Consider the following 25,647-nt stretch of genomic DNA (forward strand, 5'->3'; position numbering starts at 1 on the left):
GGTGGCGGCATCGACTTCGACGCCCTGCCGAAGCGCGGCCTCCCGTTCTAGGGGGAGGTCAGACCGCGTCCGGGCGCTGGCGCAGGAGGCCCTCCTGCGCCACGGAGGCCACGAGCCGCCCGTCGCGGGTGAAGACGTGCCCGCGCGCGAGCCCCCGCGCGTTGCCCGTCCAGGGGCTCTCCATGGAGTAGAGCAGCCAGTCGTTGACCTTCAGGTCGCCGTGGAACCACAGCGCGTGGTCCAGGCTGGCCATCTGGAAGCCGGGCCTGAGGAACGTCACCGCGTGCGGCTGGAGCGCGGTGCCCAGCAGGTTGAAGTCGCTGGCGTACGCGAGCACGCAGCGGTGCACCTGGGGCTCGTCCGGCATGCTGCCGTCGGCGCGGAACCAGACGTGCTTCACCGGCTCCGCGGCCTTCGGTTCGAAGGGGTCCACGTACGTCACCGGCCGCATTTCAATGGGCTTGGCGGACAGGAACTTCTCCCGCAGGCGCTCCGACATCCGCGCGGAGTGGCGCCCCAAGAGCTCCAGGTCCGTGGGCAGCGACTCCGGGGGCGGCACGTCCGGCATGGTGGCCTGGTGCGTGAAGCCGGGCTCATCCGCCTGGAAGGACGCCATCAGCGTGAAGATGGGCTGGCCCTTCTGGATGGCGACGACGCGGCGGGTGGTGAAGCTGCCGCCGTCGCGCACCCGGTCCACGGTGTAGACGACGGGCAGCCCCGCGTCCCCGGGGCGCAGGAAGTAGCCGTGCAGCGAGTGCACCGTGCGGGCGGGCTCCACCGTCTGGCTGGCGGCCGACACCGCCTGCCCCAGCACCTGCCCGCCGAAGAGCTGGCGGAAGCCCAGGTCCTGGCTTGCGCCACGGAACAGGTTCTCCTCGATGGGCTCCAGCTTGAGGAGCCCCAACAGCTCGTCCAGCACACGGCTCATGTCGTCCTCCCGGTTTGACGCACCCCGTCTCTACTCCAGCCCCCGCCCTCCGTGCGCGGGCCAATGTAGAGTGCGTCGCCTTTCCACTCGCGGAGGCACCCGTGGGCCCGTTCCCCCTGCCCGAAGTCCTCCGGCGACACCCGGTGGCCTGGAGCCTGGCGGCCACCTTCGCCGCGAGCCTGCTCTTGCGCGGGCTGTACCTGGCGGGCGCCCCGGACCGGGACTGGCCCTTCTCCATCTTCTTCGCGGGTGACGCGCGCTTCTTCCACACCGCCGCGCTGGAGCTGGCGCGCGGCCGGGAGGGCACGGCCGCCCTGCCCTACCACCCGCCCCTGTTCCCCGCGCTGCTCGGCGCGCTGTACCGCCTGCTGGGAGAACCCCAGGGCAGCGCGCTGCCGTACAAGTGGGTGCTCGCCGTCCTGGGCTCGGCCACGGTGGCCCTCTGTCAGGCGTGGTGGCGCCCGCTCCTGGGCTGGACGTGGAGCTTCATCGCCGCGGGCCTGTACGCCGCGAGCTTCGGGTGGCTGGTGCTGTCCACCACGTACAGCAATGAAACCCTGTCGGCGCTGTGGCTGTGTTTCACCTGCGCGCTGGTGCTCCGGGGCAGCACCCTGTCGTGGCCCACGGCCCTCGCGCTGGGGGTGGTGATGGGCCTGGGCACGCTCACCCGCGCGGAGCACCTGGGGCTGTGGCCCTTCCTCCTCTTCTACGCGTGGACGGCCCGTGCGCGCAGCGCCCCCGTGAAGCCTCCGAGCCCGGGGAGCCTGGGGCTGCGGCCGTGGGCGCTCCGGTGGTCCGTGGCGGTGGGCGTGTCGCTGCTGATGCTGGTGCCGGGGGCGGTGCGCAACCTGGGCACGATGCGGGAGTTGAACGCGCGCGCCCCGCTGCTGGAGCCGCTGCCGGAGTGGGTGCCCGTCACCGTGTACGGGCCGCTCAACTTCGCGATGGCGAACCACGCGGGCGCCACCGGCGGCTTCACCCCCGCGCTCATCAACCAGGGCGGCCTCAACGGACAACTGGAGCCCTCCCTCCCCGAACACCGGCGCCTGCTGTTGCACGGCTACGCGCAAGGGCTGCGGTGGATGGCGGACGCCCCCGGCGACGCGGCCCGGCTGGCGTGGCGCAAGCTGGACCTGTGGATGGACGGCCTGCGCCTGGGCTTCGGCGTGTCGGACCTGCCCGGGGGGCTGGTGGGTGAACGCGCGCCGGTGGATGTCTTCGTCCCCGACGCGGGCTTCCTGAAATGGCCGCTCGCCGCGCTGCTGCTGGCCGGGATGCTGCTGTCCCTGCGGCCCGCGTTCGCGCCGTTCCAGCTGCTCGCGCTGGTGGTGCTGCACCGGCTGCTCATCACCCTCGCCTTCTTCGGCTACGCGCGCGGAATGCTCGTCGTCTTTCCCGCGCTCCTGCCCCTGCTGGTGCTTCCGCTGATGGCGCTGGCAAAGCGCCACGCCGTCGTTGCCCGGGGCCTGCCCGCCGTCCTCGGGGGCCTGCTGCTGCTGCTGTGGCTGGAGGCCGCCGTCCTCGCCACGCGCGACGTGCCCCGCCGCTTCATGGCCAGCGGCAGCACCGACGCCGCCAATGGCAAGCTCCTCCAGGACGACCGCGTCCGCCTCTGGCCCAAGCCCTGAGCGCGGCTCCCGGTGGAATACTGTGAGCGGATAGGAAAACCCTCCCAGTGAAGGTGTCGCCAGTGAACACTTCAAGCCTTTGAAATTCCTGGAATTTCTCCATATCGGCGTTACTCAGGAATAGCCGCAATTCATTTTTAAAAGGCCCGTGAACTAAAGCAGACAGCGCTCCGCCCCGGAGCCCGTCGGTCCCGTCCGACGGCATCATCCGAGGAGACGTGCATGCGCCCCCTGCGGTCCGCAATCTGTTGTCTTGCCCTCCTGGTCTCATCCACGACGTACGCGATCCAACCCCCACAACCCGCGCAGCAGGGCGCGGTGGCGAAGAAGGCCTTCTTCAAGCCGGACCTGTACCTGCCCATCCAGAACGTGCCGTTGGAGAAGGCGCGCACGCTGATGCCGCGCGTGGGCGCGGACCGGTGGAGCAGCTTCCTTGCGCGCCATGGCGGCAACGTGCAGGTGTACCTGGATCCGCTGACGGGCTCGGCCACGGGCATCCAGGGCAGCTTCCCGCTGATCCCCGGTGACGGCTTCCGCAACAACATCACGCTCAACGACGTGCGCCAGGGCCTGGGCCGCTCGGTGGGCAGCGTGGACGAGTCGGTGGTGGGCGAGCTCGTCTTCAAGTTCATCGCGGACAACCAGGACGCGCTCGGCGTGGACCTGATGCAGCTGGGCGCGCCGCGCGTGACGGCGGTGACGGAGTCGCTGTGGCAGGTGCACATCCCGCAGGTGGTGCGGGGCGTGCCGGTGCGGCACGGCCGGCTGGCGGCGACCATCAGCCACGGCAACCTCATCCTGCTGGGCGCGGAGTCGTGGGCCAACGTGGCCATTGACGTGACGCCCCGGCTGGCGTCGTCGCAGGCGCTGAGCGCGGGCAGCACGTTCCTGGGCCAGACGCTGTCGCCCACCAGCCTGTGGCAGCAGCCCACGCTGGAGGTGACCCCCTTCGCGCGCACGGGCGCGGCGTTCGGCCAGGGCTATGGCCACGCGCTGGTGTGGAGCTACGGCTTCTCCAACCCCGGTGAGAACGAGCGCTGGAAGGTGACGGTGGACGCGAACTCCGGCGAGGTGCTCGCCGTGGAGGACGACAACCACTACTTCGACGCGCAGCTGAAGGGCGGCGTCTACCCGTCCACCAACATCGGCACGTGCGCGGCGAATACGACGTGCGGCACGATGCAGCCTGATTCGCCCATGCCGTGGGCGAACACCAACTTCGCGTCGCCCAACAACTTCACCGACGGCGCGGGCATCTACAACTACAGCGCGGGCTCCGTCAGCACGACGCTCGCGGGCAAGTACGTGCGGATCGCCGACAGCTGCGGCGCCATCAACGTCAGCTCCGCCACGGGCAGCATCAACCTGGGCGGCGTGAACAACGACCACGACTGCACGGTGCCGGCGGGCACCTCCGCGGGCAACACCCCGGCGGCGCGCTCCAGCTTTTATGAGCTGAACAAGATCACGGAGGTCGCCCGCGGCTGGCTGCCCACCAACACGTGGCTCCAGGGCCAGCTCACCTCCAACGTGAACCTGAACAGCACGTGCAACGCGTTCTGGAACGGCAGCTCGGTGAACTTCTACCGCAGCGGCGGCGGGTGCCGGAACACGGGTGAGATTGGCGCCGTGTTCGACCACGAGTGGGGCCACGGCATGGATGACTTCGACGCCAACGGCTCGCTCTCCAACTCCAGCGAGGGCTACGCGGACATCGCGGCCATCCTGCGCCTGCAGACGTCCTGCGTGGGCTACGGCTTCTTCCAGACGACGAACACCGGCTGCGGCCTCACGCCGGACGGCACGGGCTACAACCAGCAGGAGGCCCAGGTGGCCGGCCAGTCCTGGTGCAACACGCGCTGCTCCGGCGTGCGTGACGCGGACTGGGCGGCGAGCGTGCCCAACATCCCGGCCACGCCGCAGAACTTCACCTGCAAGATGTGCAGCTCCGGCAGCGGCCCGTGCAGCAAGCAGGTCCACTGCGCGGCGTCCCCCGTGCGTCAGGCCGCGTGGGACCTGGTGACGCGCGACCTCACCGCGGCGCCCTTCAACTACACGTCCAACGACGCGTTCCTCCTGGGCAACAAGCTGTTCTACCAGGGCTCCGGAAACGTGGGCACGTGGCACGCCTGCAACTGCACCGCCGGCACGTCCGACGGCTGCGGCGCCACCAACGGCTACATGCAGTGGCTGGCGGCGGACGACGACAACGGCAACCTGGCGGACGGCACCCCGCACATGACGGCCATCTACGCGGCGTACAACCGCCACAACATCGCGTGCTCCACCCCTGCCCCCACCAACGGCGGCTGCGCGACGGGCCCCACCGCCGCGCCCACCACCACGGTCACCCCCGGCGACGGCCAGGTGGGCCTGTCGTGGACGGCGTCCGCGGGCGCCAGCCAGTACTGGGTGATGAAGACGGAGGGCTTCGCGGGCTGTGACTTCGGCAAGGCGCGCGTGGCCACCGTCACCGGCACCAGCTACACGGATCCGGAGGTCGCCAACGGCCGGCAGTACTGCTACTCGGTCATCCCCGCGAGCAGCAACGCGTGCTTCGGCAAGGCGAGCACCTGCGCCTGCACCACCCCCGTCTGCGCGGCGCCCACTTCGCCCGCGCTGTCCACGCCCGCCTCCGGCGCCACCGGCGTGGAGCTGCTGGCGGCCCTGGACTGGGCGGACGTGACGGGCGTCTCCGGCTACGAGGTGCAGGTGGCGACGGACAGCGCCTTCACCAACGTGGTGCGCAGCGCCAACTCGCTCGTCACCAGCGCGTGGACGGTGTCCCCCGGCCTGACGGCCAGCACCGTCTACTACTGGCGCGTGCGCGCGCTCAACTCGTGCGGCGGCGCCAGCACCTGGACCGCGGCGCGCAGCTTCACCACGCGCGGCTGCGTCAACCTGGCGGCGCCCACGCTGACGGCCCCCGCCAATGGCGCCACCGGCGTCTCGCTCTCCCCGTCGCTCGACTGGACGGACGTGCCGAGCGCGGCCGGCTACGACGTGCAGGTGGCGACGGACAGCGCCTTCACCAACGTGGTGCGCAGCGCCACGGGCCTGGGCGCGAGCGCCTGGAACGTGACGCCCGGCCTGTCCAACCTCACGTCGTACTACTGGCGCGCGCGGGCCACCGACAGCTGCAGCGCGGGCGCGTACAGCGCCGCGGCCAGCTTCACCACCACCAACGTCTGCACCCCCGCGGTCGCCGCCTACAACGCGAACGTGCGGGCCCCGGCCTGCGGTTCGGTCTGCGGTTGTGACACCGGCCCCACGCTCGTCAACGGGCGCGGCACCATGTCCGGCGGCGTGGAACCCAACCAGCCCAACACGCTGGGCGCGACGTGCACGGACGGCGTCTCCGGCACCTACCACTCGGACGAGAGCATCGACCGCGTGGTGCTCAAGACGGTGGACCAGGGCCTCATCACCCCGGGCAAGCAGGTCACGGTGGACGTGACGGTGTGGTGCTACGGCACCACGGACCAGCTGGACCTGTACTACACGACGAACACCACCACGCCCACGTGGACCGCCCTCACCACCGCCCAGGCCTGCACCGCGGTGGGGCTGAAGACGTTCTCCACCACGTTCACCGTGGGCGCTGCCACCGGCCAGCACGCGGTGCGCGCGCAGTTCCGCTTCGGCGGCACCGCCACCAGCGCCTGCGTGACGGGTTCGTACAACGATCACGACGACCTGGCCTTCAGCGTCGTGTCCGCGGTGGCCTCGTCCCCCGCGGCCCCGGCCGCGAAGAAGGCGCAGGGCCGCACCGTGACGGCGCGCTAGCCGTCGCACCGCGCGGAGACTCGTAGCAACACAGGGGCTCCCGGTTCATGCCGGGGGCCCCTGTCTCCTTGTGGCCACGTCGGCGCGGCTTTCAGTCCCAGCCGATGACGATCGACGGCACCGAGCGACGCGCCGGGCCGTGGAACACCATCTCGATGTTGTTGCCGTCCGGGTCCAACACGAAGGCCGCGTAGTAGCCCGGGTGGTACGAGCGCTCGCCGGGCGCGCCGTTGTCCCGGCCCCCCGCGGCCAACGCCGCCTGGTGGAAGCGGTGCACCATCTCCCGGTCCTTCGCCTGGAAGGCCAGGTGCACGCGCGCCGTCGGCTCCGAGTCCGCGCTCACGTAGAACTCGTCCGCGGAGAAGTGCCGCGCGCTCTCGCTGAACAGGGCAATGCCCAGCACCTCCAGCACGGCCTTGTAGAAGCGCTTGCTCGCCTCCAGGTCCCGGACCTGAAGGTGAACGTGGTCGAACATCCGGCCGATGTGCAGCTCCATGGTCAGCCTCCTCTTGTGGGTTCCTCACCCATTTGCATGTCCAACAACCCGCAGACCTTCCACCCTCAAAACAGCAAATCGCGCATGTCAAGGTGCATGCGCCCGGGAAGTCCCGGAAGCGGCAAGGACCTTCACCAAAAGGGGGGCACATGACGGCGGGCGGACGCAGGTTCATGCGATAGTCCGCGCCGCTTCGCTGTTCTGGCCTTCAGGAGGGTCTTGCGATGTTCATCGAAATCGTCGTCATGCCCCGTGAAGCGCGGAAGAGCCCGGCAGCCCCTCGGTCCCCCGAGCGTCGTGGCCGGGAGGCGCTGGCCCACGCGTGGCGCGAAGAGGGCAAGGCCTTCCACGGCGCCGTGCTGGAGTTCATCAAGGCCCAGCACCTGCTGGGCGCGGTGAAGTGGATGAGCGAACCGGGGATGCTGCCCCAGGTGACGCTCGTCGCCTCGGACCGCGTGCTGGAGAAGCTCCAGTCCGAGCCCCGCTTCGAAGCAGGCCGCGGCCTGTCCATGAACCTGCCGTCCTGACGTCTGGCGCGCCCCCCGGCGCCCTCCCCCTCACCCTCCCAGGCTTGCACGAGGCACCGCGACGGGCTGCGTCGCGTGCGTCCGTGCGTGGCCGGGGTGCGTCAATCCCTTCCGATAGGTCTGTTTCAGCCTGTTTCACTTTGCTGTCCGCCTTGACGGGGCCGTCTGGATTTCCACAGGATGCGCGCCGTGGCGTTCACGCAGGGCGGGCCCGGGCCCGCAAACGGAGTGGAACATGCGTTGGAAGAAGTTGGCCCCCGTCGTCCTGTCGTTGTGCTGCGCCACCGCCTCCGCCCAGGGAGCACGTGAGCGCGAGGTCTTCATCACCATCGGTTCGGAGACGCTGGACTCGGTGCGCACGTCGTTCCGCGCGTCCGGGGAGACCGTGCCCACGCTGGTGCGCGAGGCGAACGGCATCAGCGTGCTCAAGCTGCGCGAGGAGCAGCTGGGGGATGTGTCCCGGCTGATGCACGACAAGTACCACCGCTGCGCGGGCTTCATGACGCATGAGACGCAGGAGGCGGCGCTGGCGGCGCTCGCCCCGCAGCCGTCGCTGACGCAGACGCTGGTGAGCTACACGCTGGACAACGCGTCGGTGGTCAACTCGCTGTTCTCCGGACTCGCGGAGGGCAGCCTGCGCCAGACCATCACGGATCTGTCCAGCTACACGAACCGCTACTACAACGGTTCGACCAGCTCCGTGCAGGCGTCCAACTGGCTCAGGAGCACGTGGGCGTCCTACGCCGCGAGCGCGAACCGCGACGACGTGACCGTGGAGCTCTACACGCACAGCAGCTGGAGCCAGCCCTCCGTCATCGCCACCATCAAGGGCACCCTCACCCCCAACGAGGTGGTGGTGATTGGCGGCCACCTGGACTCCATCAACATCAACGTGTCCTCGTCCAGCCGTCCCACGGCGTCGGCGCCGGGCGCGGATGACGACGCCTCCGGCGTGGCCACGCTCTCCGAGGTGTTCCGCGTCGCGATGGCCAAGGGCTACAAGCCGGCGCGCACGGTGAAGTTCATGGCGTACGCGGCGGAGGAGGTGGGCCTGCTGGGCTCGCAGGCCATCGCGCAGGCGCACAAGGCGAACCCCACGGGTCTCGGCACCGTGGTGGGCGTCCTCCAGTTGGACATGACCAACTACCGGGGCTCCACGGTGGAGGTGACGCTCGTCACCGACAACACCAACGCGGCGCAGAACGCGTTCCTGGGCAACCTCATCGACACGTACACGGGCTACACGCGCTCCAACATCACCTGCGGCTACGGCTGCTCGGACCACGCGTCGTGGACCGCCCAGGGCTTCCCGGCGTCCATCCCGTTTGAAGCGCTGATGAGCCAGGACAACCCCTACATCCACACGGCCAACGACACGCTGGCCAACAGCACCGGCGGCAACGCCACCAACGCGCTGAAGTTCGCGCGCATCGCGGCGGCGTACCTGGCGGAGCTGGGCAAGGGCACCATCCCGGGCCTGCCCACGGACACCACGGACCCCACCGTGTCGCTCAGCTCGCCCGCCAGCGGCGCGACGGTGACGGGCACCGTGTCCATCGCCGCGACGGCCACGGACAACGTGGGCGTCAGCAAGGTGGAGTTCCTGGTGGACGGCGCGGTGAAGGGCACGTCCTTCGCTTCGCCCTACAGCTTCGCGTGGGACAGCCGCACGGTGGCCAACGGCAGCCACACCGTGGCGGCGAAGGCGTCCGACAGCGCGGGCAACTCCGCCACCACGACGGCCCGGACGGTGACGGTGTCGAACGTGTCCACGTCCGGCACCTATGACAGCACCCTCCGGACGCTGCGCTGCAGCGCGGTGGCCGCCACGTGCGACAGCGGCACGTCCTTCAATGGCCGCGGCACGCGCGGGCCGGAGCTGAACTACCCCAACACGCTGCGCGGCACCTGCGCCGACGGCAGCGGCGGCACCTACCACAGCGACGAGTCCCTGGACGCCGTCAAGGTGTCCACCGTGGACGGCACGCCCTTCGCTCCGGGCAAGCAGGTCCGGGTGGAGGCCACGGTGTGGGCCTACGCCAACCCGTCGTCGGACCGGCTGGAGTTCTTCTACACGGCCAACGCCACCGCGACGACGCCCGTCTGGACGCAGATTGGCACCAGCCTCACCCCGACGGCCGCGGGCACCGTGAAGCTGTCGGCCACGTACACGCTGCCCGCCGGCGCCACCCAGGCGGTGCGCGCGCAGTTCCGCTACGGCAGCAGCAGCACCACCAACGCGTGCGTCTCCAACGAGTACAACGACCGCGACGACCTGGTGTTCGCCGTCGGGCAGTAGGCCACACTCAGCTGAGCTGACTCGCACACAGCAGCAGGAGAAGGGGTCCCGGGCCGCACGCCCTGGGCCCCTTCTTCGTTCCCGCGTCAGGCGGCCTTCAGCCCCTCCAGGGGAAGCTCCACCACGAAGGTCGCACCCGCGCCCGGCGCGCTGTCCACGGTGATGCGTCCGCCGTGCGCCTCCACCACCTGCCGGGCGATCCACAGGCCCAGGCCCAGGCCGCCGTAGTTGCGGCCGGGCACCGCGCGCTCGAAGCGCTCGAAGATGCGCGCGCGGTCCTCCGCGCTGATGCCAATGCCCTCGTCGCGCACGGTGACGCGCGCGGTGCCCTCCTCGGCGGCCACGCGCACCTCGATGGGGCGGCCCTGGCCGTACTTCGCCGCGTTCGCCAGCAGGTTCGTCACCACCTGGTCGATGCGCAGCCTGTCATACCGGCCGACGAGCGGCGAAACCGCCTCCAGCGTCACCTTCACGCCCAGCCGCTCCACCTCGTCGCGCAGCCGCGCCACGGCGTCCCCCACCACGGAGGTGAGGTCCACGTCGTTCAAGTCCAACGCCAGCCGGCCCGTGGTGAGCTGGGACACGTCCAGCAGCGTCTCCATCAGCGCGTGCAGCCGCTGCACCTGCCGGCCCGCGGACGCGAGCGGGCTCTGCACGCGGTTGCGGGCCTCGTCGCCCAGGCCGCGCTCCAACCGCTCCAGGTGCAAACGGAAGGCGGCCAGCGGCGTCTTGAGCTCGTGGCTCGCCACCGCGAGGAAGTCGTCGCGGGCCTGGATGCTCTCGCGCAGCGTGGCGGCGACCAGCTCCTGGCGCAGCGATTCCCGGCGCATCCGCGCCAGCTCCAGCATGGAGCGCACGCGCGCCACCAGCTCCCGGGCGCTGAAGGGCTTCACCAGGTAGTCATCCGCGCCCGCCTCCAGCCCCTCCACCGCGGCCTCCTCGCCGGCGCGCGCGGACAGCATCACCACGGGGATGGCGCGGGTGGCGGGCGTCTCGCGCAGCGCGCGCAAGAGGCCGAAGCCGCCCAGCCGGGGCATCATCACGTCCGTCAGCACGAGGTCCGGCGGGTTCGCTCTGGCGGCGTCCAGCGCGGACTGCCCGTCCGCCGCCAGCATCACGTCGAACGAGGGGGCCAGCACGCGCGCCACGTACTCGCGCATGTCCACGTTGTCGTCCGCCACCAGCACGCGCTGCCGCGAGGCCTCCACGCCCTCCACGCCCGTCATGCCCTCGACGCCCTTCACGCCGAGCGACACCGTCGTCACCGGGGGCTCCGGCGCCACGTCCGCCCAGCGCTCGGCCTCCTGAAGGAAGGGCCGCGCGCCCTGGGACGGGGACTCCTCTTCGCGAGGCGCGAGGATGCGCTCGGAGGGCAGGTGCGCCATGCCCCGGGGGAGGCGGACCGTGAACGTCGTGCCCCCGCCCTCGCGGCTCTCCACCCGCACGTCGCCGCCGTGCAGCGCCACCAGCTCGCGCACCAGCGCCAGCCCGATGCCGGTGCCCTCGTGGGTGCGGCTTCGCGCGTTGCGCACGCGGTGGAAGCGCTCGAAGAGGTGGGGCAACTCCGCGGCCGGGATGCCCGTGCCGGTGTCGGAGACGGTGAGGACGACGTCGCCGTCACCGGACGTCAGCCGCACGGCGATGGTGCCCGTGAAGGTGAACTTGAGCGCGTTGGAGAGCAGGTTGAAGACAACCTTCTCCCACATGCGCGGATCCACGTAGACGGGCTCCGGCAGCGGGGCGCAGTCCACCGTGAAGGCCAGGCCCGTGCGCTCCACGGCGGAGCGGAAATTGCTCGCCAGGTCCAGCGTGAGCGAGGCCAGGTCGATGGGCTCGAAGCGGGAATCCGCCCGCCCTGCCTCCAGCCGGCTGAAGTCCAGCAGCGTGTTCACCAGCCGCAGCAGGCGGCCCGCGTTGCGGTGGACGACCTCCAGGTCGCGCCGCGCCCCTTCCGTCACCTGGGCCTGCGCGAGCACGTCCTCCAGCGGGCCCATCATCAGCGTGAGCGGCGTGCGGAACTCGTGGGAGATGTTGTGGAAGAAGGCCGTCTTCGCCCGGTCCAACTCCGCGAGCTGTTCGGCGCGCTGGCGCTCCTCCTCGTAGGCCCGCGCGTTGCGCAGCGCCACCGCCACCTGCGCGCCCAGCAGTTCGGAGAACGAGGCATGGCCTTCATCGAAGGCCCGGTTGGGGGACAGCCCCGTGACGAGCACGCCCAGCGGCGCGGACGTGCCCGCGCCGGCGAGCGGCTGGACCAGGAGCGAACCCACCGCGTCCCCGAAGGGGCCCCCGCGCAGCGACAGCAGGGCCTCCAGGCCGTCCCGCCGCACCGGCCCGCCCTCGAGCGCGCGCAGGAACGGCGCTGACTCCGGCAGCGAAGGGTCCAACGCGACGGACTCCGGGCTCAGGGGCCCTCCGGGCGCCACACCCACGGAGCCGGACAGCGTCAGCGTCCGGCCCTCCGCCGAGCGCAGGTAGAGCAGCGCGAAGGGTACGTCCAGCGGGTGCTCGGCCATGGCGGACATCAGGTCGTGGCACGTCTTCGCCACGCTGCGCGTGTCCGACGCCCGGGCGGACAGGTCGCGCAACAGCCGCATGCGCCGGCTGCTCAGCACCTGCTGCGTCACCTCGGCGCACACCGCGAGCATGCCGCCAATGGCGCCCGTGTCGTCGTAGGCGGGCGCGTGGCTGACGTCGAAGTAGGACTCCTCCCGGTAGCCGCTGCGCTCCAGGAGCAGCCTCAACGCGGGCACCCAGCTGGCGGCGCCCGTCGTCATGGCCTCCATGACGAGCGGCCCCAGCGCGTCCCATGCCTCCGCCAGCGTGCCCCGGATGTCCGTGCCCAGCGCGGCCGGGTGCTTGGCCCCAATCACCGCCGAATAGGCGTCGTTGTAGAACTGGCACAGCTGGGGCCCCCACGTGAGGATCATGGGGTAGCGCGACCCGAGCAGCGTCTTCACGAGCACCTTGAGGCTCGTCGGCCAGGAGGCCACGGGGCCCACGGGCGTCGCCGCCCAGTCATGCGCACGCACGAGCGCGTGCATCTGGCTGCTCCCGGTGAAGGGAACTTCGGGCGCCGGGGGGGCTTCCTGGCTCATCTCAGCTTGGCTCCTGGATCACGCACGCATCTCCCTATGCCGGGACACCCAATGGCTTCCCACTGGAAAAATGCCCGTCCTCCGGCGGCGGACCCTCCCACCCCGCGCCTCCATGCTCCCTCCCTTCGAGGGCTCGGCTGGCCGGCTGCTTCCGGACGGCCGCCGGACTGTCCATCCCTCCCCGGGCGCCTTACCTCCCAAAGGGATGATGCCCTCCACCCAGCCCGAGTCACGGGTGCTGCGAGAGAAGCACCCCACCGAGGGAGCAGACGCCCGGGGAAGGCTGTCGCCCCGCCGGGAGGCCCTGCTCCAGGCCCGCATCAAGGACCTGTCGCTGCGCCTCGCGGGCACACCGCTGGAGCGCTACATCGCGCAGCTCCACGCGGAGCTGGAGGCCAAGGGGCTGTCCTTCAAGCCCCAGTGCTACCTGTCCGACGAATGGGGCTGTCCGTCCGGGGTGCCCGTCATCGGCCTGCCCTTCTACCTGGCGGACCCGGACCTGCTGTCCATCGAGGCGGAGCTGGGGGGCAGCGCGGAGACGGAAGCGGAGATCTTGATGTACCTGCGCCACGAGGCCGGCCACGCCTTCAACTACGCGTGGCGCCTCTATGAGACCGACGAGTGGCGCCGCGTGTTCGGCGACTACGGGCGGCCCTACCAGGACGACTACAAGCCCCGGCCCTTCTCCCGCCGGTACGTCTTCCACATCTCCGGCTGGTACGCGCAGAAGCACCCGGACGAGGACTTCGCGGAGACCTTCGCCGTGTGGCTCACGCCGGGCAGCGACTGGGAGAAGCGCTACCAGGGCTGGGGCGCGCTCAAGAAGCTCCAGTACGTGGAGGCGACGGCGAAGCGCGTGGGCCGGATGCCCCCGCTCGTGCAGCTGGCGCAGCCGGACCTCACCACCGAGGAGATGGAGGGCACCGTCCAGGAGCACTACCGCCAGCGCGAGCTGGACGAGAAGGTGGACCTGGAGCTGAGAAACGCCTTCGACCACGCGCTGGAGGACATCTTCTGGGGGCCCGGCGAGGCCCCGGTGAACGCGGTGACGCTGGTGCAGGCGGAGCGCCAGCGCCTGCTCTCCACCGTGGGCCACTACTCCGGCGTGGGCCGGGGCGTGGTGCGCGCGCTCGTGGATCACCTGGCGGAGCGCACCGCCGCGCTGAACCTCACCCTGTACCCGGACGACAGCCGCGAGGCCGCGATGCAGCTCTCTTCGCTCGTCACGGTGCTGGCCATGAACTACCTCCACACCGACCGCTTCTTCGAGGACTGACATGCCCCAGAAGTCCCTTCGCATCGCCGTCCTCCACTACCAGCCCAAGGACGAACCGCCGGACGCCGTGGTGGCGCAGGTGAGCGCGGCCCTGCGCGCGGCCGGCCACGAGCCGGTGGACGTGCGCGTGGACGAGAGCGTCTCCGACCTCGTCCGGCAGGTGACGCGCGCCCACGCCGACCTCGTCTTCAACCTCTGCGAGACGTTCGCGGAGGACTACCGCCTGGAGGTCAACGTCGCCGCGGTGCTGGAGCTGGCGCGCCTGCCCTTCACCGGCTCCGGCACGGCGGGCCTGCTGCTCGCGCAGGACAAGGTGCTCACCAAGCAGCTGCTCCAGTTCCACGGCGTGCTCACGCCGCGCTTCGCGACCTTCGACGGCACGTCGTTCCAGACGAACGGCGATTTGTCCTTCCCGCTGGTGGTGAAGCCCGCGCGCTCGGACGCCTCCCTGGGCCTGGGCGTCGAGAAGGACATGGAGGGGCTGGCGCGGCGGGTGAAGAAGATCCGCGAGGAGTACGACGACGAGGCGCTGGCGGAGGAGTTCATCGAGGGCCGCGAGCTGTACGTCGGCGTCGTCGGGGACGCGGCGAAGCCGGAGGTGCTCCCGGTGGTGGAGCTGGACTTCGGCTCGCGGTGGAACCGCAAGCGGATGAAGATCGCCAGCCGCGAGGTGAAGTTCGCGCCGGAGTCGCCGGGCAGTCCCCATCTCGTATTGCCCACCGACTTGTCGGATGAATTGCAGGGCCGCATCGGCCGGGCCGCGGTGACGGCGTTCCGCGCGCTCAAGCTGCGCGACTACGCGCGCATCGACTTCCGCGTCTCCACCCGCACCAACGAGCCCTACCTGCTGGAGGTGAACCCCAACCCCTACCTGGAGACGCAGTGCGAGGTGGCCATGGGGGCCAAAGAGCGCGGCATGGGCTACGACGCGCTCGTGCAGCGCATCGTGGACACGGCCGCCCGGCGGTACGGCCTGGGCGTGGGGCCCCGGGCCACGGCGAGTGCGCCCGTGAGGGACGCGACGCCCGCCGCGCACTGAACGTCCCCCGCGGCACCGGGCTGGGAGCCGGGGGCTGGGGGCCGGATTCCGGTGGCCCCGCCGGGGGTCGTGCTCTATGGGGGACGGGTGATCCACCGTCAGCTCCTGGAGCATGCCAAGGCCGTGGCCCGCTTCGCGCCCGTGCGGCCCGCGGTGAAGGCGGGCCTGCGCGCCGCGCTCGCCACCTTCGTCCCCATGGCCGTGGGCACCGCGCTGAACCTGCCCGGAGGCCTGTGGCTCGCCGTGGGCGGCTTCAACACGTCCTTCGTCGACAAGGGCGGCTCCTACCATGCGCGCGCGCGGGCCATGGGCGGCACGGCGCTGGCGGCGGCGGTGGCCGCGGTGGTGGGCGGGCTTGTCAGCATGCACCCCGCGCTGTCCATCCCGCTCACCCTGCTGTGGGTGACGGCGTGGAGCTTCGCGGGCGTGTACGGCGCCGCGGCGAACACCACCGGCAACATCGCCGCCACCACCTTCGTCATCGCCGTGGCGCTGCCCGTGGACGGGCCCCGGGCCGCGCTCCTGTCGGGCGCGACGCTGCTCGCCGGCGCGGCGTGGGCCATGGTGCTGTCGCTCGTGCTCTGGCCCATCCGCCCCTACCGGCCCGCGCGCAAGGCGGTGGCGGCGTGCTTCGAGGCGGTGGCGGACTACGCGGAGGCGCTGTCGCGCGTGTGCCAGGGCGCGCGCGAGGACGCCTGGCAGGCGCTCATCCAGGAGCAGCACGGGCGCATCCGCGAGACGCTGGAGGTGGCGCGCACCACGCTCACCGCCACGCGCCAGGGCCGCGTGGAGCGCGGGCGCGGTGAGCGGCTGCTGGTGCTGCTGGAGGCCGCGGACGCGATGTTCATGGGGCTCATCGCGCTGCAAGAGGACCTGGAGAGCCTGGGCCCTCCCGTCAGCGGCCCCGTGGGAGACCCGCGCGCGGCGGCGGCGGTCGCCCTGCTGGACTTCGCGAACACCGCGCGCGACCTGGTGCGGCTGACGCAGCAGGAAGGCCGCAGCCGCAGGCCCCAGCCGGCGTGGGACGGCCGGGCGCTGAGCGGCGCGATCATGGACCTGGACGCGCGGGGCCTGGTGACGCGGCTGGAGCGCGCGCGCCTGCGGGACGTGGCGCGGCTGGTGACGGAGTTGCGCGAGCGCGCGGACGTGGCGCTGGACACCGCGTGCCGCCTGCCCGGCCCCGTGGCGCCGGGCACGCTGCCGCCCACCCGGGAGCTGGCGGAGGAGCCCTCCCCGTCCCTCTGGGAGCCCGTGCGCGCGCACCTCACGATGGAGTCGGAGGTGCTCCGGCACGCGCTGCGCGTGGGCCTCACCACCACGGCCGCGGTGTGGATCTCCAGCATCTTCCGGCCGAACCACAGCTACTGGGTCACCCTCACCGTGCTCACCGTGATGCAGCCCTACACCGGGCCCACCGTCCTCAAGGCGCTGCAGCGCGTGCTGGGCACCGTGGTGGGCGGCATCCTCGCCATCGCCGTGGCGTCGTGGCTCCAGGATCCGCGCGCGATGATGGGGCTCCTGTTCTGCACCGCGGCCCTGTGCGTGAGCCTCATCCCGCTCAACTACGGGCTGTTCACCGTCTTCGCCACGCTCACCTTCGTGCTGCTCGCGGAGATAGGCAGCGGGGACTGGACGCTCGCGCCGGTGAGAATCGTCAACACGCTCATCGGCGGCGCGCTCGCGCTCGCGGGCACCTTCTTCCTGTGGCAGCGCTCGGAGGAGGAGCGCTTCCCGTCGCAGATGGCGGAGGCCCTGCGCGCGGACCGGGAGTTCTTCGACGTGCTGGCGTCCGCGTGGCAGCGGGGACAGGCGCCCGAGTCCCTGGCGCTCGCGGAGGCCCGCCGCAAGCTGGGGCTGGCCACCATCAACGCGGAGACGTCCTTCCAGCGTCTGCTGAATGAACCGCGCTGGAGCACCGAGGCGCTGGAGCCGCTGATGACGCTGCTCGCCTTCACCCGCCGGTTCGCCGCCGTCTGCACCCTGCTCGCCTCGCGGCGCTCCGTGCCCTCCACGCCCGCGGTGCTGGAGGCCCTCGCCCGCTTCGGCCGCGCCATGGACGGCACCCTGGAGGACCTGGCGGAAGCCGTGCTCCACGGCAGCCGGCCGCGCCCCCTGCCCGCCTTCGACGCGCTGCTCGGCTGGAACGTGCCCACGCCCGACGCGGCCGGGCTCGCGCTGGGCACCGAGGCGCCCCTGCTCCAGTCCCAGCTTGAGCGGCTCGCGCGTCAGGCCTCCGTGCTCCACGGCGCCGCCACCCGCCGGCTGGAGGCCCTGGTGCACACGCCGCCCGCATCCCAGCCTTCCACGACAAGCGAGACATAGCTGTACAACTTGAATAGGTTGCAGACTCCCCCTCGTTGTTGGAGTCCTGCATGTCCTTGCTGTCGTTCCGTGGTTCGCGGTCCCGTGTCCCCACCCACCTGACGGGCCTGCTCCTGGCCGCGTCCGCGCTCGCGCCCCCCGCCGCGCTCGCGGCGAACGAGTCCGTCCGGGTGTGGCTGACGACGACGTCGGGCAGCACGCTCGCGAAGAAGCTCAATGTGGAAGCAAACAAGACGTTCGGTCCGGAGAGCGGCTCGGCGACGGCCATCGACGTGAACGACGGTGTCACGTACCAGACGCTGGACGGGTTTGGCGGCGCGATGACGGATGCGTCCGCGTGGCTCATCCACAACTCGCCCCAGCGCACCGCCATCCTGAACGACTTGTTCAGCGTGGGCGCGGGCGCGGGCTACAGCGTCATCCGGCTGCCCATGGGCGCGTCGGACTTCTCCCGCTTCAACTACACCTACGACGACACCTGCTGCGACCTGAACGACTTCTCCGTGGGCCACGACGCGGCGTACATCCTGCCGGTGCTCCAGCAGGCGCGCGCCATCAACCCGGAGATCAAGATCTTCGCGGTGCCGTGGAGCGCGCCCGCGTGGATGAAGTTCAACAACTCGCTCACGGGCGGCGGCTACCTGCGCAACGATTTGTACGGCACCTACGCCAACTACTTCGTGCGCTTCGTGCAGGCGTACAACGCGAACGGCGTGCCCATCCACGCGCTGAGCATGCAGAACGAGCCGCACAACGCCAACGGCAGCTACCCGACGATGCAGATGGAGTCCAACGACCAGTCCATCTTCGCATCCCAGCACCTGCGCCCCGCGCTCAACGCCGCGGGCTTCAGCGGCGTGAAGCTGCACGCGTGGGACCACAACTGGCACGACGGCTCCGGCCCCGCGGGCTTCCCGCATGAGGTGATGTCCTACAACGGCGGCCAGGCGCAGGCGGCGCTCGCGGGCGCGTCCTACCACTGCTACGAGAGCCCCGAGGGCAGCTACACCGTGCAGTCCGCCTTCCACAACGCGTACCCCGGCAAGGAGGTGCACTTCACCGAGTGCACCGGCGGCTTCTGGGCGACGAACGCCGCCGCGAATCTGGAGTGGGCGCTGCAGAACAACCTCTTCGGGCCGCTGCGCAACTGGGCGCGCACGTCGCTGTACTGGAACATCGCGTTGGATCCGAACCACGGGCCGCGCGTGGGCGGCTGCGCGGACTGCCGGGGCATGCTCACGGTGGACAACGGCAACGGCAGCTACACGCGCAACGAGGAGTACTACGCGTGGGCGCACCTGGCGAAGGTGGTGCGGCCGGGCGCGGTGCGCGTGGGCGCCACGTCGCTGGGCAACAACAACATCGAGACGCTCGCCTTCCGCAACCCGGACGGCTCGCGCGCGCTCATCGCGCTCAACTCCAATGACGGCGCCACGCTCAGCTTCAAGGTCCGCTGGGGCGGCCAGGCGTTCGAGTACAGCCTGCCGCCGCGCTCGGTGGCGTCCTTCCAGTGGGGCGGGACGACGGGCGGCACGCAGGGCCCGTGGTACCGGATGGTGAACAAGGCCACCGGCAAGTGCCTGGACATCGTCGGCCCGTCCGCGGCGGACGGCACCGGGCTGCACCAGTGGACGTGCCACACGGGCGCAAGCCAGCAGTGGTCCCTGGTCGCCACCGACGGCGGCTACTCGCGGCTGGTGTCGCGCTACAGCGGCAAGGTGATGGACGTGGACGGCGTGAGCGCCGCGGACGGCGCGCGCGTGCAGCAGTGGTCCTGGGCGGGTGGCGCCAACCAGCAGTTCCGGCCGGTGGCCACCTCCGGCGGCTACTCCCGCTTCGAGGCCCGCCACAGCGGCAAGGTGCTGGACGTGGCCAACTGCTGGAACACCGGCGACGGCGCCACCGTCCAGCAGTGGGTCTGGGCCAACAACGACTGCCAGCAGTTCCGCCTGGAGGCCATGCCCTGATGCCCTGAGGCCCTGATGTGAAACGGGCGGCGGTGCCCCAGCCGCTCAGGGCACCGTCGCCAGGAACACGTCGAGCAGGGCGTTCACCTGCTCCGGCGCATCCAGCTGCACCCAGTGCCCCGTGCCCGTCACCGTCTTGAAGGGCAGCCCCGGGACGAGCATGTGGTACGCGCCGGGCACCTCGTTGAGCGGCGTGATGACGGACAGGGCCGGCCCGGGGTAGCGCTTCAGCGGTGTCACCGGGTCGAACTCCAGGAGCGCGCCCATGGCCGCCTTCACGGCCTCCCGGGGCGTGCGCCGCAGCTGCCCCAGCACGCGCTCGCGCACCTCCGGGGTGGACGGCTCCAGCAGCGTCCCCCAGTACTGCTCCACCACCGCGGTCCACCCGTCCGTCTCCAGCGCGTCCATCATCCCCTGCGCCTGCTCCGGGGGGACGGACCGGCCGTCCGACGCGGGGTCCAGGAGGAAGAGGCCCGCGACGCGCTCCGGGTTCGCGCCCGCCCACGCCACGCACACCGCCCCGCCCAGGCTGTGGCCCACCAGCACCACGCGGGACAGGCCCAGGCCGTCCACCACCGCGCCCACGTCCCGGGTGAAGTCCTCCATGCGGACGCCCTGCCCGGACGTGAGCGTGGAGCGGCCGTGCCCCCGCAGCTCCAGCGCGATGGCGCGACGGTGCGGGCGCAGGTGCGAAAGCTGCGCCTCCCACTGCGTCGCATCCCCAGCAGCCGAGTGCACGAACACCACCGGGGTCCCCGGTCCGCTCCCGCCATCGTCCACGTACAGCTCGCCTGCCGCGCCCTTCATGGTCCCCGCTGCCTTTCCACGCGGGCGCCCGGGGCCCGCGTCCTTCAACCTCCACGTCGCCCGTATCGGCGAGTTCCTGCCCTGGAAACGACCCGTCCGGCGGCCGCTCCGTCCAGAGGCCAACACCCCCCAGGCAGCCGTGCACACTGCTTGCGTACTTTTTGAAGGTGGATGGTTCCATTCAACGCGCGGGCCCCCACTGTTCCGGGGCACCCAGGCACGTGAAAACCTCCGACCTCCTGCCAGACCCGAGCGCCCGTTCCAGGACCACGGTCCTCAACGTCAACGACGACCCGGCGACGCTGTACCTGCTGAGCCTCACGCTGCGGCAGGGCGGCTACCACGTGATTGAAGCCACGTGCGGCCTGGAGGCCCTGACGCTCGCGCAGGGGATGCCGGACCTGGTGCTGCTGGACGTGCACATGCCGGACGTGGACGGCTACGAGGTCTGCCGCCGCCTGCGCGCCGACCCGGCCACCCGGGACCTGCTCATCGCGCACCTGTCGTCCGTGTCCGTGAAGCGCGAGGACCGCGTGAAGGGGCTCGCGCAGGGCGCGGACGCGTACTGGACCCGGCCCCTGGCGGAGGACGAGCTGCTGGCGAACATCGAGGCGCTGCTGCGCCTGCAGACGCGCGCCCGGGACGCGGTGCGCGCGCGCGACCGCTTCCTCAGCATCGCGGCGCACGAGCTCAAGACGCCCATGACGGTGCTGCGGCTCAACCTGGAGCGCGCCGTGCAACTCGTCGTGAACGACGCGGACGGCCTTGTGTCCACCGGCCCCGTGGAGGCGCGGCTCACCCCCGCGGTGCGCCAGCTCACGCGCCTGCAGAACCTGGTGGACAGCCTGCTGGACGTGTCGCGCCTGTCCACGCGGGACATGGAATTGGCCATGGAGACCGTGGACCTGTCCCGGCTGGTGCTGGGGCAGGTGGAGCGGCTCCAGTCCCAGGCGCGCAGCGCTCGGGTGGCGCTGGAGGCCACGGTGCCCCCGGAGCCCGTGCTCCTCTTCGGAGACCCGCAGCGGCTGGAGCAGGCCGTGGCGCACCTGCTGACGAACGCCATCAAGTTCGGCGAGGGCCGGCCCGCGCACGCGCGCCTGGAGACGCACGGCGACCAGGCGGTGCTGACGGTGAAGGACGAGGGCGTGGGCATCGCGCCGGAGGACCAGGCGCGCATCTTCCGCCGCTTCGAGCGGGTGACGTCCGGCGACCGCTTCGACGGGCTGGGCCTGGGCCTCTTCCTGGCCCTGGAGATCGCCACCGCGCACGAAGGCACCCTCACCGTGAAGAGCGCCCTGGGCGAGGGCGCGACCTTCGAGCTGCGACTGCCCCTGCGCCTGACCCGGCGTTATTGAACATCCAAGGAGAACCCCTCGTGTCGAACAATGGAGACGGTGACGGCGGTACGACAGCCGCGGAGGGCCGGAGCCCCTCGAAGCGGCTCGTCACCAACGTGCCCCGGCTGGACTTCATCACCAAGGGCGGCCTCATCCAGGGCTCGTCCTACGCCATCATCGGGCCGCCGGGCTCCGGCAAGACGGTGTTCGCCAACCAGATCGCCTTCCAGCACGTGCGCACCGGGGGCAAGGCCCTCTACGTGACGCTGCTGACCGAGTCGCACGGGCGCATGCTGGAGAACCTGTCGCAGATGACGTTCTTCGACGCCAGCGTCATCCCGGAGCGGCTGCAATACCTCAGCGCGTACCGGGAGCTGGAGAAGGAGGGCCTCCGGGGACTGCTGGATCTGGTGCGCAAGAACGCCCAGCAGCACGGCACCACGCTGCTCATCATCGACGGCATGGATGCGGCGAAGGAGTTCGCCCGCACGGACCTGACCTTCAAGCGCTTCCTCCAGGACCTGCAGACCTTCTGCAGCATCCTGGGCTGCACCACGCTGCTGCTGGCGCCGCACCACGCGGGGGAGATCCACCCGGAGAACACCGCGGTGGACGGCATCTTCGAATTGTCCCTGTGGCTGCACGGGCCGCGCGCGGTGCGCGAGCTCATCGCCGTGAAGTTCCGGGGCGGGCCGTCGCTCCTGGGCCGCCACGAGGTGGAGATCTCCGACCAGGGCATCGTCATCCACCCGCGCACGGAGGTGCAGTTCGCGCACCCCGCGGCCCAGGGCCGCGAGGACCGCATCCGCATGCCCTTCGGCATCCCCCGCCTGGACGACGCGCTGCACGGGGGCGTGTTGTCCGGCTCCACCACGCTGCTGTTGGGCGCGCCCGGCACCGGCAAGACGCTGCTGGGCCTGCGCTTCCTCCTGGAGGGTGCGCGCGCGGGCCAGCCCGGGGTCTACTTCGGCTTCTACGAAACACCCCCCCGCCTCATCGAGAAGGCCCTGGGCACGGGCATGAAGGACTTCAAGAAGTACGTGGACGAGGGGCTGATTGAAATCCAGTGGCAGCCGCCCCTGGAGCACAACCTGGACTCCCTCGCCGAGCGGCTCCTGGAGCGCATCGCGGAGCGCAAGGTGTCCCGGCTGCGGCTGTTCATCGACGGGGTGGCGGGCTTCCGCTCCGCCGCCGTGTACCCGGACCGCATGGGCCGCTTCTTCTCCGCGCTCACCCATCAGCTCCGGATGATGGACGTCACCACGCTGTATTCGGACGAGACGCCCCTGTTCAGCCCCGGCGTGGAGATGCCCCAGCCAGAGGCCGCGGCCACCGTGGAGAACGTCATCCTCGTGCGCTACGTGGAGCTGCGCTCGCAGCTCTACCGGCTGCTCTCCATCATGAAGATGCGCGAGAGCGCCTATGACAGCAGCATCCGCGAGTTCTCCATCTCCGAGGACGGCATCACCGTCGCGGACACCTTCGAGAGCGCGGAGAGCATCCTCACCGGTCACGCGCGCCTGACGTCAGCGTCTCCGGCAAGGAGCCCGCGCAAGAGCGCCGTCAAGGCGCCGCTGGGCACGCGGGGAGGCGCGAAGAAGCAGGCCGCCAGCAAGAAGCCCGCGAGGAAGAAGGCCCCGGCAGGCGCCTCCCGTCGGAGTCGCCCATGAAGACCGTGCTCGTCGTGGACGACGAACTCGACATCGCGGAGGCCGTCCAGGCCATCCTCGAGGAGGAGCAGTTCCGGGTCGTCATCTGTGGCAATGGCCGTGAGGCCCTGGAGAAGCTCAAGGACCTCCAGCCCTCCCTGGCCATCATCGACGTGATGATGCCGGTGATGAACGGCTACGAGACCATCGACGCCATCCACAAGGACGGCTCCCACCACTTCCCCATCCTCGTGATGAGCGCCATCCAGCCGCCCAGGGCGAAGGCCGAGGAGCAGGGCTGGGCCGGCTTCCTCAAGAAGCCCTTCTCCCTGCGGGACCTGGTGAGCTCCGTCAACCGGCTCACGTCGTCGTAGGCCCGGATGTTTGCAGCTCCAACCGGGTGCCGGAGGGCCGTCTCCGGCGCCTGCCCGGCTGGTTGAAAACGGGGTTTCGCTCGCGCACAGTGGCCGGCGCCTCCATGACCACTGAAGTCGTCGCGAACGCCCGTCAGGAGCCCGGCCTGTTCCGGCTCACCTGGCCCATCTTCTTCGAAATCTTCCTCTTCATGCTGATGGGCACGGCGGACACGCTGATGCTCAGCGGCGTGTCCGACGCCGCCGTGTCCGCGGTGGGCGTCGTCAACCAGTACGTCTTCATCTGCATCCTCATCATGGAGGTGGTGAGCCACGGCGCGTCCATCGTCGTGTCCCAGTACCTGGGCGCGAGAAGGAGCGCGGAGGCGTCGCGCATCGCGGCGCAGGCCATCACGATGAACTTCCTCCTGGGGCTCACGGTGAGCGCCGGGCTGCTGCTGTCGGGCGACACCATCCTCGGGCGGATGAACCTGGAGGCGCAGACGCTGTCGTACGCGCGCACCTACTGGCACATCGCGGGCGGGTTCCTCTTCCTGCAGGCGCTCATCAACGTCTTCTCCAGCCTCATCCGCACGTACGGCTTCACGCGGCAGTCCATGTACGTGGCCATGGGCATGAACGTGGTGCACGTGCTGGGCAACTGGGTGCTCATCTTCGGGCACTTCGGCGTGCCGGCGCACGGCGTGGCGGGCGCGGCGATGTCCACGGTGATGAGCCGCGCGGTCGCGCTGGGCGTCTTCGCGTGGATGCTCTACCGGGTGATGGACGTGCGCATGGCCCGCCGGGACTTCGTGGCGCTCACGCGCGAGTACGTGCGGAAGATATTGCGCGTGGGCCTGCCGTCGGCGGTGGAGCAGATGACGTACCACGGGTGCCAGACGGTGTTCCTGTACTACGTGACGTTCCTGGGCCCGGCGGCGCTGGCGTCGCGCCAGTACGCCAACGCGCTGTCGCACTACGTGTTCCTGGGCAGCCTCGCCATCGGGATGGGGACGTCCATCATCGTCGGGCGGCTGGTGGGCGCCAACCGCTCCGCGGAGGCCTACGCGCGCGTGTTGAAGAGCCTCAAGTGGAGCGTGGGCATCACCGTGGGCGTGGACCTGCTGGCCATCCTCTTCCGCGAGCCGCTCATCCACCTCTTCACGCACGACGGCGACATCCTGCGGATGACGTCCCAGGTGCTGGTGCTGGGCCTCCTGCTGGAGACGGGGCGCTCCTTCAACCTGGTGCTGGTCAACGCGCTGCGCGCCGCGGGTGACGCCACCTTCCCCGTCTACATGGGGGTGCTGTCCATGGTCTGCATGAGCGTGCCCCTGGGCTACTTCCTCGTCTTCCACCTGCACCTGGGGCTCGCGGGCGTGTGGCTCGCGGTGGCCGCGGACGAGTGGACGCGCGGCATGGCCATGTGGATGCGCTGGCGCAGCCGGGCGTGGGAGCGCCAGTCGCTGGTGACGCCCCTGGAGGGGCCGCCGGTGCTGGCCCACTGACGCACTGTCCGCCAGTCTCCCCTCCAGCCCACCCGCCAGGCCCCCGGCGTGCACACGCAAGGTCGGGAGGTATAAGGTTTGTCGGTGGACCCCCTGGACCATCGTTCAACGCTGCTCGTCGTGGAAGGCTACGACGACCTGCGCGAGGCGCTGGTGGCCCTGCTGGTGCTGGAGGGCTACACGGTGCTGTCGGTGCCCACCGCCATGCAGGCCCTGGACGTGCTGACGAAGCTGCCCCGGCGCCCCGCCCTGGTGCTGTTGAGCCTGATGCTCCGCAACCCGGAGGACCAGGCGTTCCTGACGCGGCTGCGCACGCTGGAGGCCGGCCCCCGGCTGCCGGTGCTGGCCCTGACGGCGGACCCGGACCTCCAGGCGCCCCTGCCCGGGACGGTGGGGCTGCTGGGCAAGCCGGTGCGCACGGAGGTGCTCCTGGCCGCCGTGGACCGCTACCGCGCCCGGCATTGAGTTCACGGGCAGTCAGGTTCCAGGCAACTTGCGGGCGCATCCGGGCGATAATCTCCCAACGGCCACCCCTGTCACGGGGGTTCGAGGGGGAAGCATCCATGTCCAGAATCGGCGAAGCGAGTGGCAGTGCGACCGCGCGGGTGCAGCAGGCCCGGACCCAGGAGG

17 protein-coding genes are annotated in these 25,647 nt (G+C 70.8%); 13 read left to right on the plus strand and 4 right to left on the minus strand.

Features of this window, described 5'->3' with window-relative positions:
* Nucleotides 1–58 precede the first annotated feature (58 nt).
* Nucleotides 59–928, minus strand: coding sequence for an acyl-CoA thioesterase II (gene tesB / locus D7X12_RS20105; RefSeq protein ID WP_120626898.1), 870 nt, complete (start codon nt 926–928; stop codon nt 59–61).
* 101 nt (nt 929–1,029) lie between these two features.
* Between tesB and D7X12_RS20110 the strand changes: the two genes are divergently transcribed.
* Nucleotides 1,030–2,556 (plus strand): glycosyltransferase family 39 protein, encoded by a 1,527-nt coding sequence (locus D7X12_RS20110; RefSeq protein ID WP_120626899.1) that lies wholly within the window; start codon nt 1,030–1,032, stop codon nt 2,554–2,556.
* A 222-nt stretch (nt 2,557–2,778) separates the two neighbouring features.
* A complete protein-coding gene (locus D7X12_RS20115) occupies nt 2,779–6,342 on the plus strand; it encodes an endopeptidase (protein ID WP_120626900.1) in 3,564 nt (1,187 codons plus the stop codon).
* A gap of 91 nt (nt 6,343–6,433) precedes the next feature.
* Here the strand turns inward: D7X12_RS20115 and D7X12_RS20120 are convergent, their stop codons facing one another.
* Nucleotides 6,434–6,838, minus strand: coding sequence for a VOC family protein (locus D7X12_RS20120; RefSeq protein ID WP_120626901.1), 405 nt, complete (start codon nt 6,836–6,838; stop codon nt 6,434–6,436).
* A 224-nt stretch (nt 6,839–7,062) separates the two neighbouring features.
* On the opposite strand from D7X12_RS20120, the gene D7X12_RS20125 reads away from it, so the two are divergent.
* Both D7X12_RS20125 and D7X12_RS20130 read left to right on the plus strand, forming a co-directional pair.
* On the plus strand, nt 7,063–7,365 hold the full coding sequence (locus tag D7X12_RS20125; protein ID WP_120626902.1) for a hypothetical protein: 303 nt from the start codon (nt 7,063–7,065) through the stop codon (nt 7,363–7,365).
* A gap of 235 nt (nt 7,366–7,600) precedes the next feature.
* Nucleotides 7,601–9,664, plus strand: a complete 2,064-nt coding sequence (locus D7X12_RS20130; RefSeq protein WP_120626903.1) for a M20/M25/M40 family metallo-hydrolase — start codon at nt 7,601–7,603, stop codon at nt 9,662–9,664.
* An 86-nt stretch (nt 9,665–9,750) separates the two neighbouring features.
* On the opposite strand, the gene D7X12_RS20135 is transcribed toward D7X12_RS20130, so the two are convergent.
* Nucleotides 9,751–12,759, minus strand: coding sequence for a hybrid sensor histidine kinase/response regulator (locus D7X12_RS20135; RefSeq protein WP_120626904.1), 3,009 nt, complete (start codon nt 12,757–12,759; stop codon nt 9,751–9,753).
* 205 nt (nt 12,760–12,964) lie between these two features.
* Between D7X12_RS20135 and D7X12_RS20140 the strand changes: the two genes are divergently transcribed.
* From D7X12_RS20140 to D7X12_RS20155, 4 genes are all read left to right on the plus strand, one after another.
* Entirely contained in the window at nt 12,965–14,035 is a 1,071-nt protein-coding gene (locus tag D7X12_RS20140; protein ID WP_244224663.1) for a putative zinc-binding metallopeptidase, read from the plus strand.
* 1 nt (nt 14,036) lies between these two features.
* Nucleotides 14,037–15,074, plus strand: a complete 1,038-nt coding sequence (locus tag D7X12_RS20145) for a D-alanine--D-alanine ligase family protein (protein WP_120626906.1) — start codon at nt 14,037–14,039, stop codon at nt 15,072–15,074.
* Nucleotides 15,075–15,161: 87 nt separating this feature from the next.
* On the plus strand, nt 15,162–17,396 hold the full coding sequence (locus D7X12_RS20150; RefSeq protein ID WP_244224664.1) for an FUSC family protein: 2,235 nt from the start codon (nt 15,162–15,164) through the stop codon (nt 17,394–17,396).
* A 50-nt stretch (nt 17,397–17,446) separates the two neighbouring features.
* Complete coding sequence (locus D7X12_RS20155; protein ID WP_120626907.1) at nt 17,447–19,363, plus strand: RICIN domain-containing protein; 1,917 nt, start codon at nt 17,447–17,449, stop codon at nt 19,361–19,363.
* A gap of 45 nt (nt 19,364–19,408) precedes the next feature.
* Here the strand turns inward: D7X12_RS20155 and D7X12_RS20160 are convergent, their stop codons facing one another.
* Nucleotides 19,409–20,170, minus strand: a complete 762-nt coding sequence (locus D7X12_RS20160; protein ID WP_120626908.1) for an alpha/beta fold hydrolase — start codon at nt 20,168–20,170, stop codon at nt 19,409–19,411.
* Between the two features lie 221 nt (nt 20,171–20,391).
* On the opposite strand from D7X12_RS20160, the gene D7X12_RS20165 reads away from it, so the two are divergent.
* The 5 genes from D7X12_RS20165 to D7X12_RS20185 all read left to right on the plus strand — a co-directional run bounded on the left by D7X12_RS20165 (nt 20,392) and on the right by D7X12_RS20185 (nt 25,482).
* Entirely contained in the window at nt 20,392–21,525 is a 1,134-nt protein-coding gene (locus tag D7X12_RS20165; RefSeq protein ID WP_244224665.1) for an ATP-binding response regulator, read from the plus strand.
* A gap of 20 nt (nt 21,526–21,545) precedes the next feature.
* Nucleotides 21,546–23,177, plus strand: coding sequence for an ATPase domain-containing protein (locus D7X12_RS20170; protein ID WP_120626909.1), 1,632 nt, complete (start codon nt 21,546–21,548; stop codon nt 23,175–23,177).
* Nucleotides 23,174–23,530, plus strand: coding sequence for a response regulator transcription factor (locus tag D7X12_RS20175; RefSeq protein ID WP_120626910.1), 357 nt, complete (start codon nt 23,174–23,176; stop codon nt 23,528–23,530). Before D7X12_RS20170 ends, D7X12_RS20175 begins: the two co-directional genes overlap by 4 nt.
* A 104-nt stretch (nt 23,531–23,634) precedes the next feature.
* The gene (locus tag D7X12_RS20180; RefSeq protein WP_120626914.1) at nt 23,635–25,017 is read left to right on the plus strand and encodes an MATE family efflux transporter; all 1,383 of its coding nucleotides are present in this window, start codon (nt 23,635–23,637) and stop codon (nt 25,015–25,017) included.
* 78 nt (nt 25,018–25,095) lie between these two features.
* The gene (locus D7X12_RS20185) at nt 25,096–25,482 is read left to right on the plus strand and encodes a response regulator (RefSeq protein WP_120626911.1); all 387 of its coding nucleotides are present in this window, start codon (nt 25,096–25,098) and stop codon (nt 25,480–25,482) included.
* The last annotated feature ends 165 nt before the right edge of the window (nt 25,483–25,647 follow it).

The organism is Corallococcus sicarius (assembly GCF_003611735.1).
Taxonomy (GTDB): domain Bacteria; phylum Myxococcota; class Myxococcia; order Myxococcales; family Myxococcaceae; genus Corallococcus; species Corallococcus sicarius.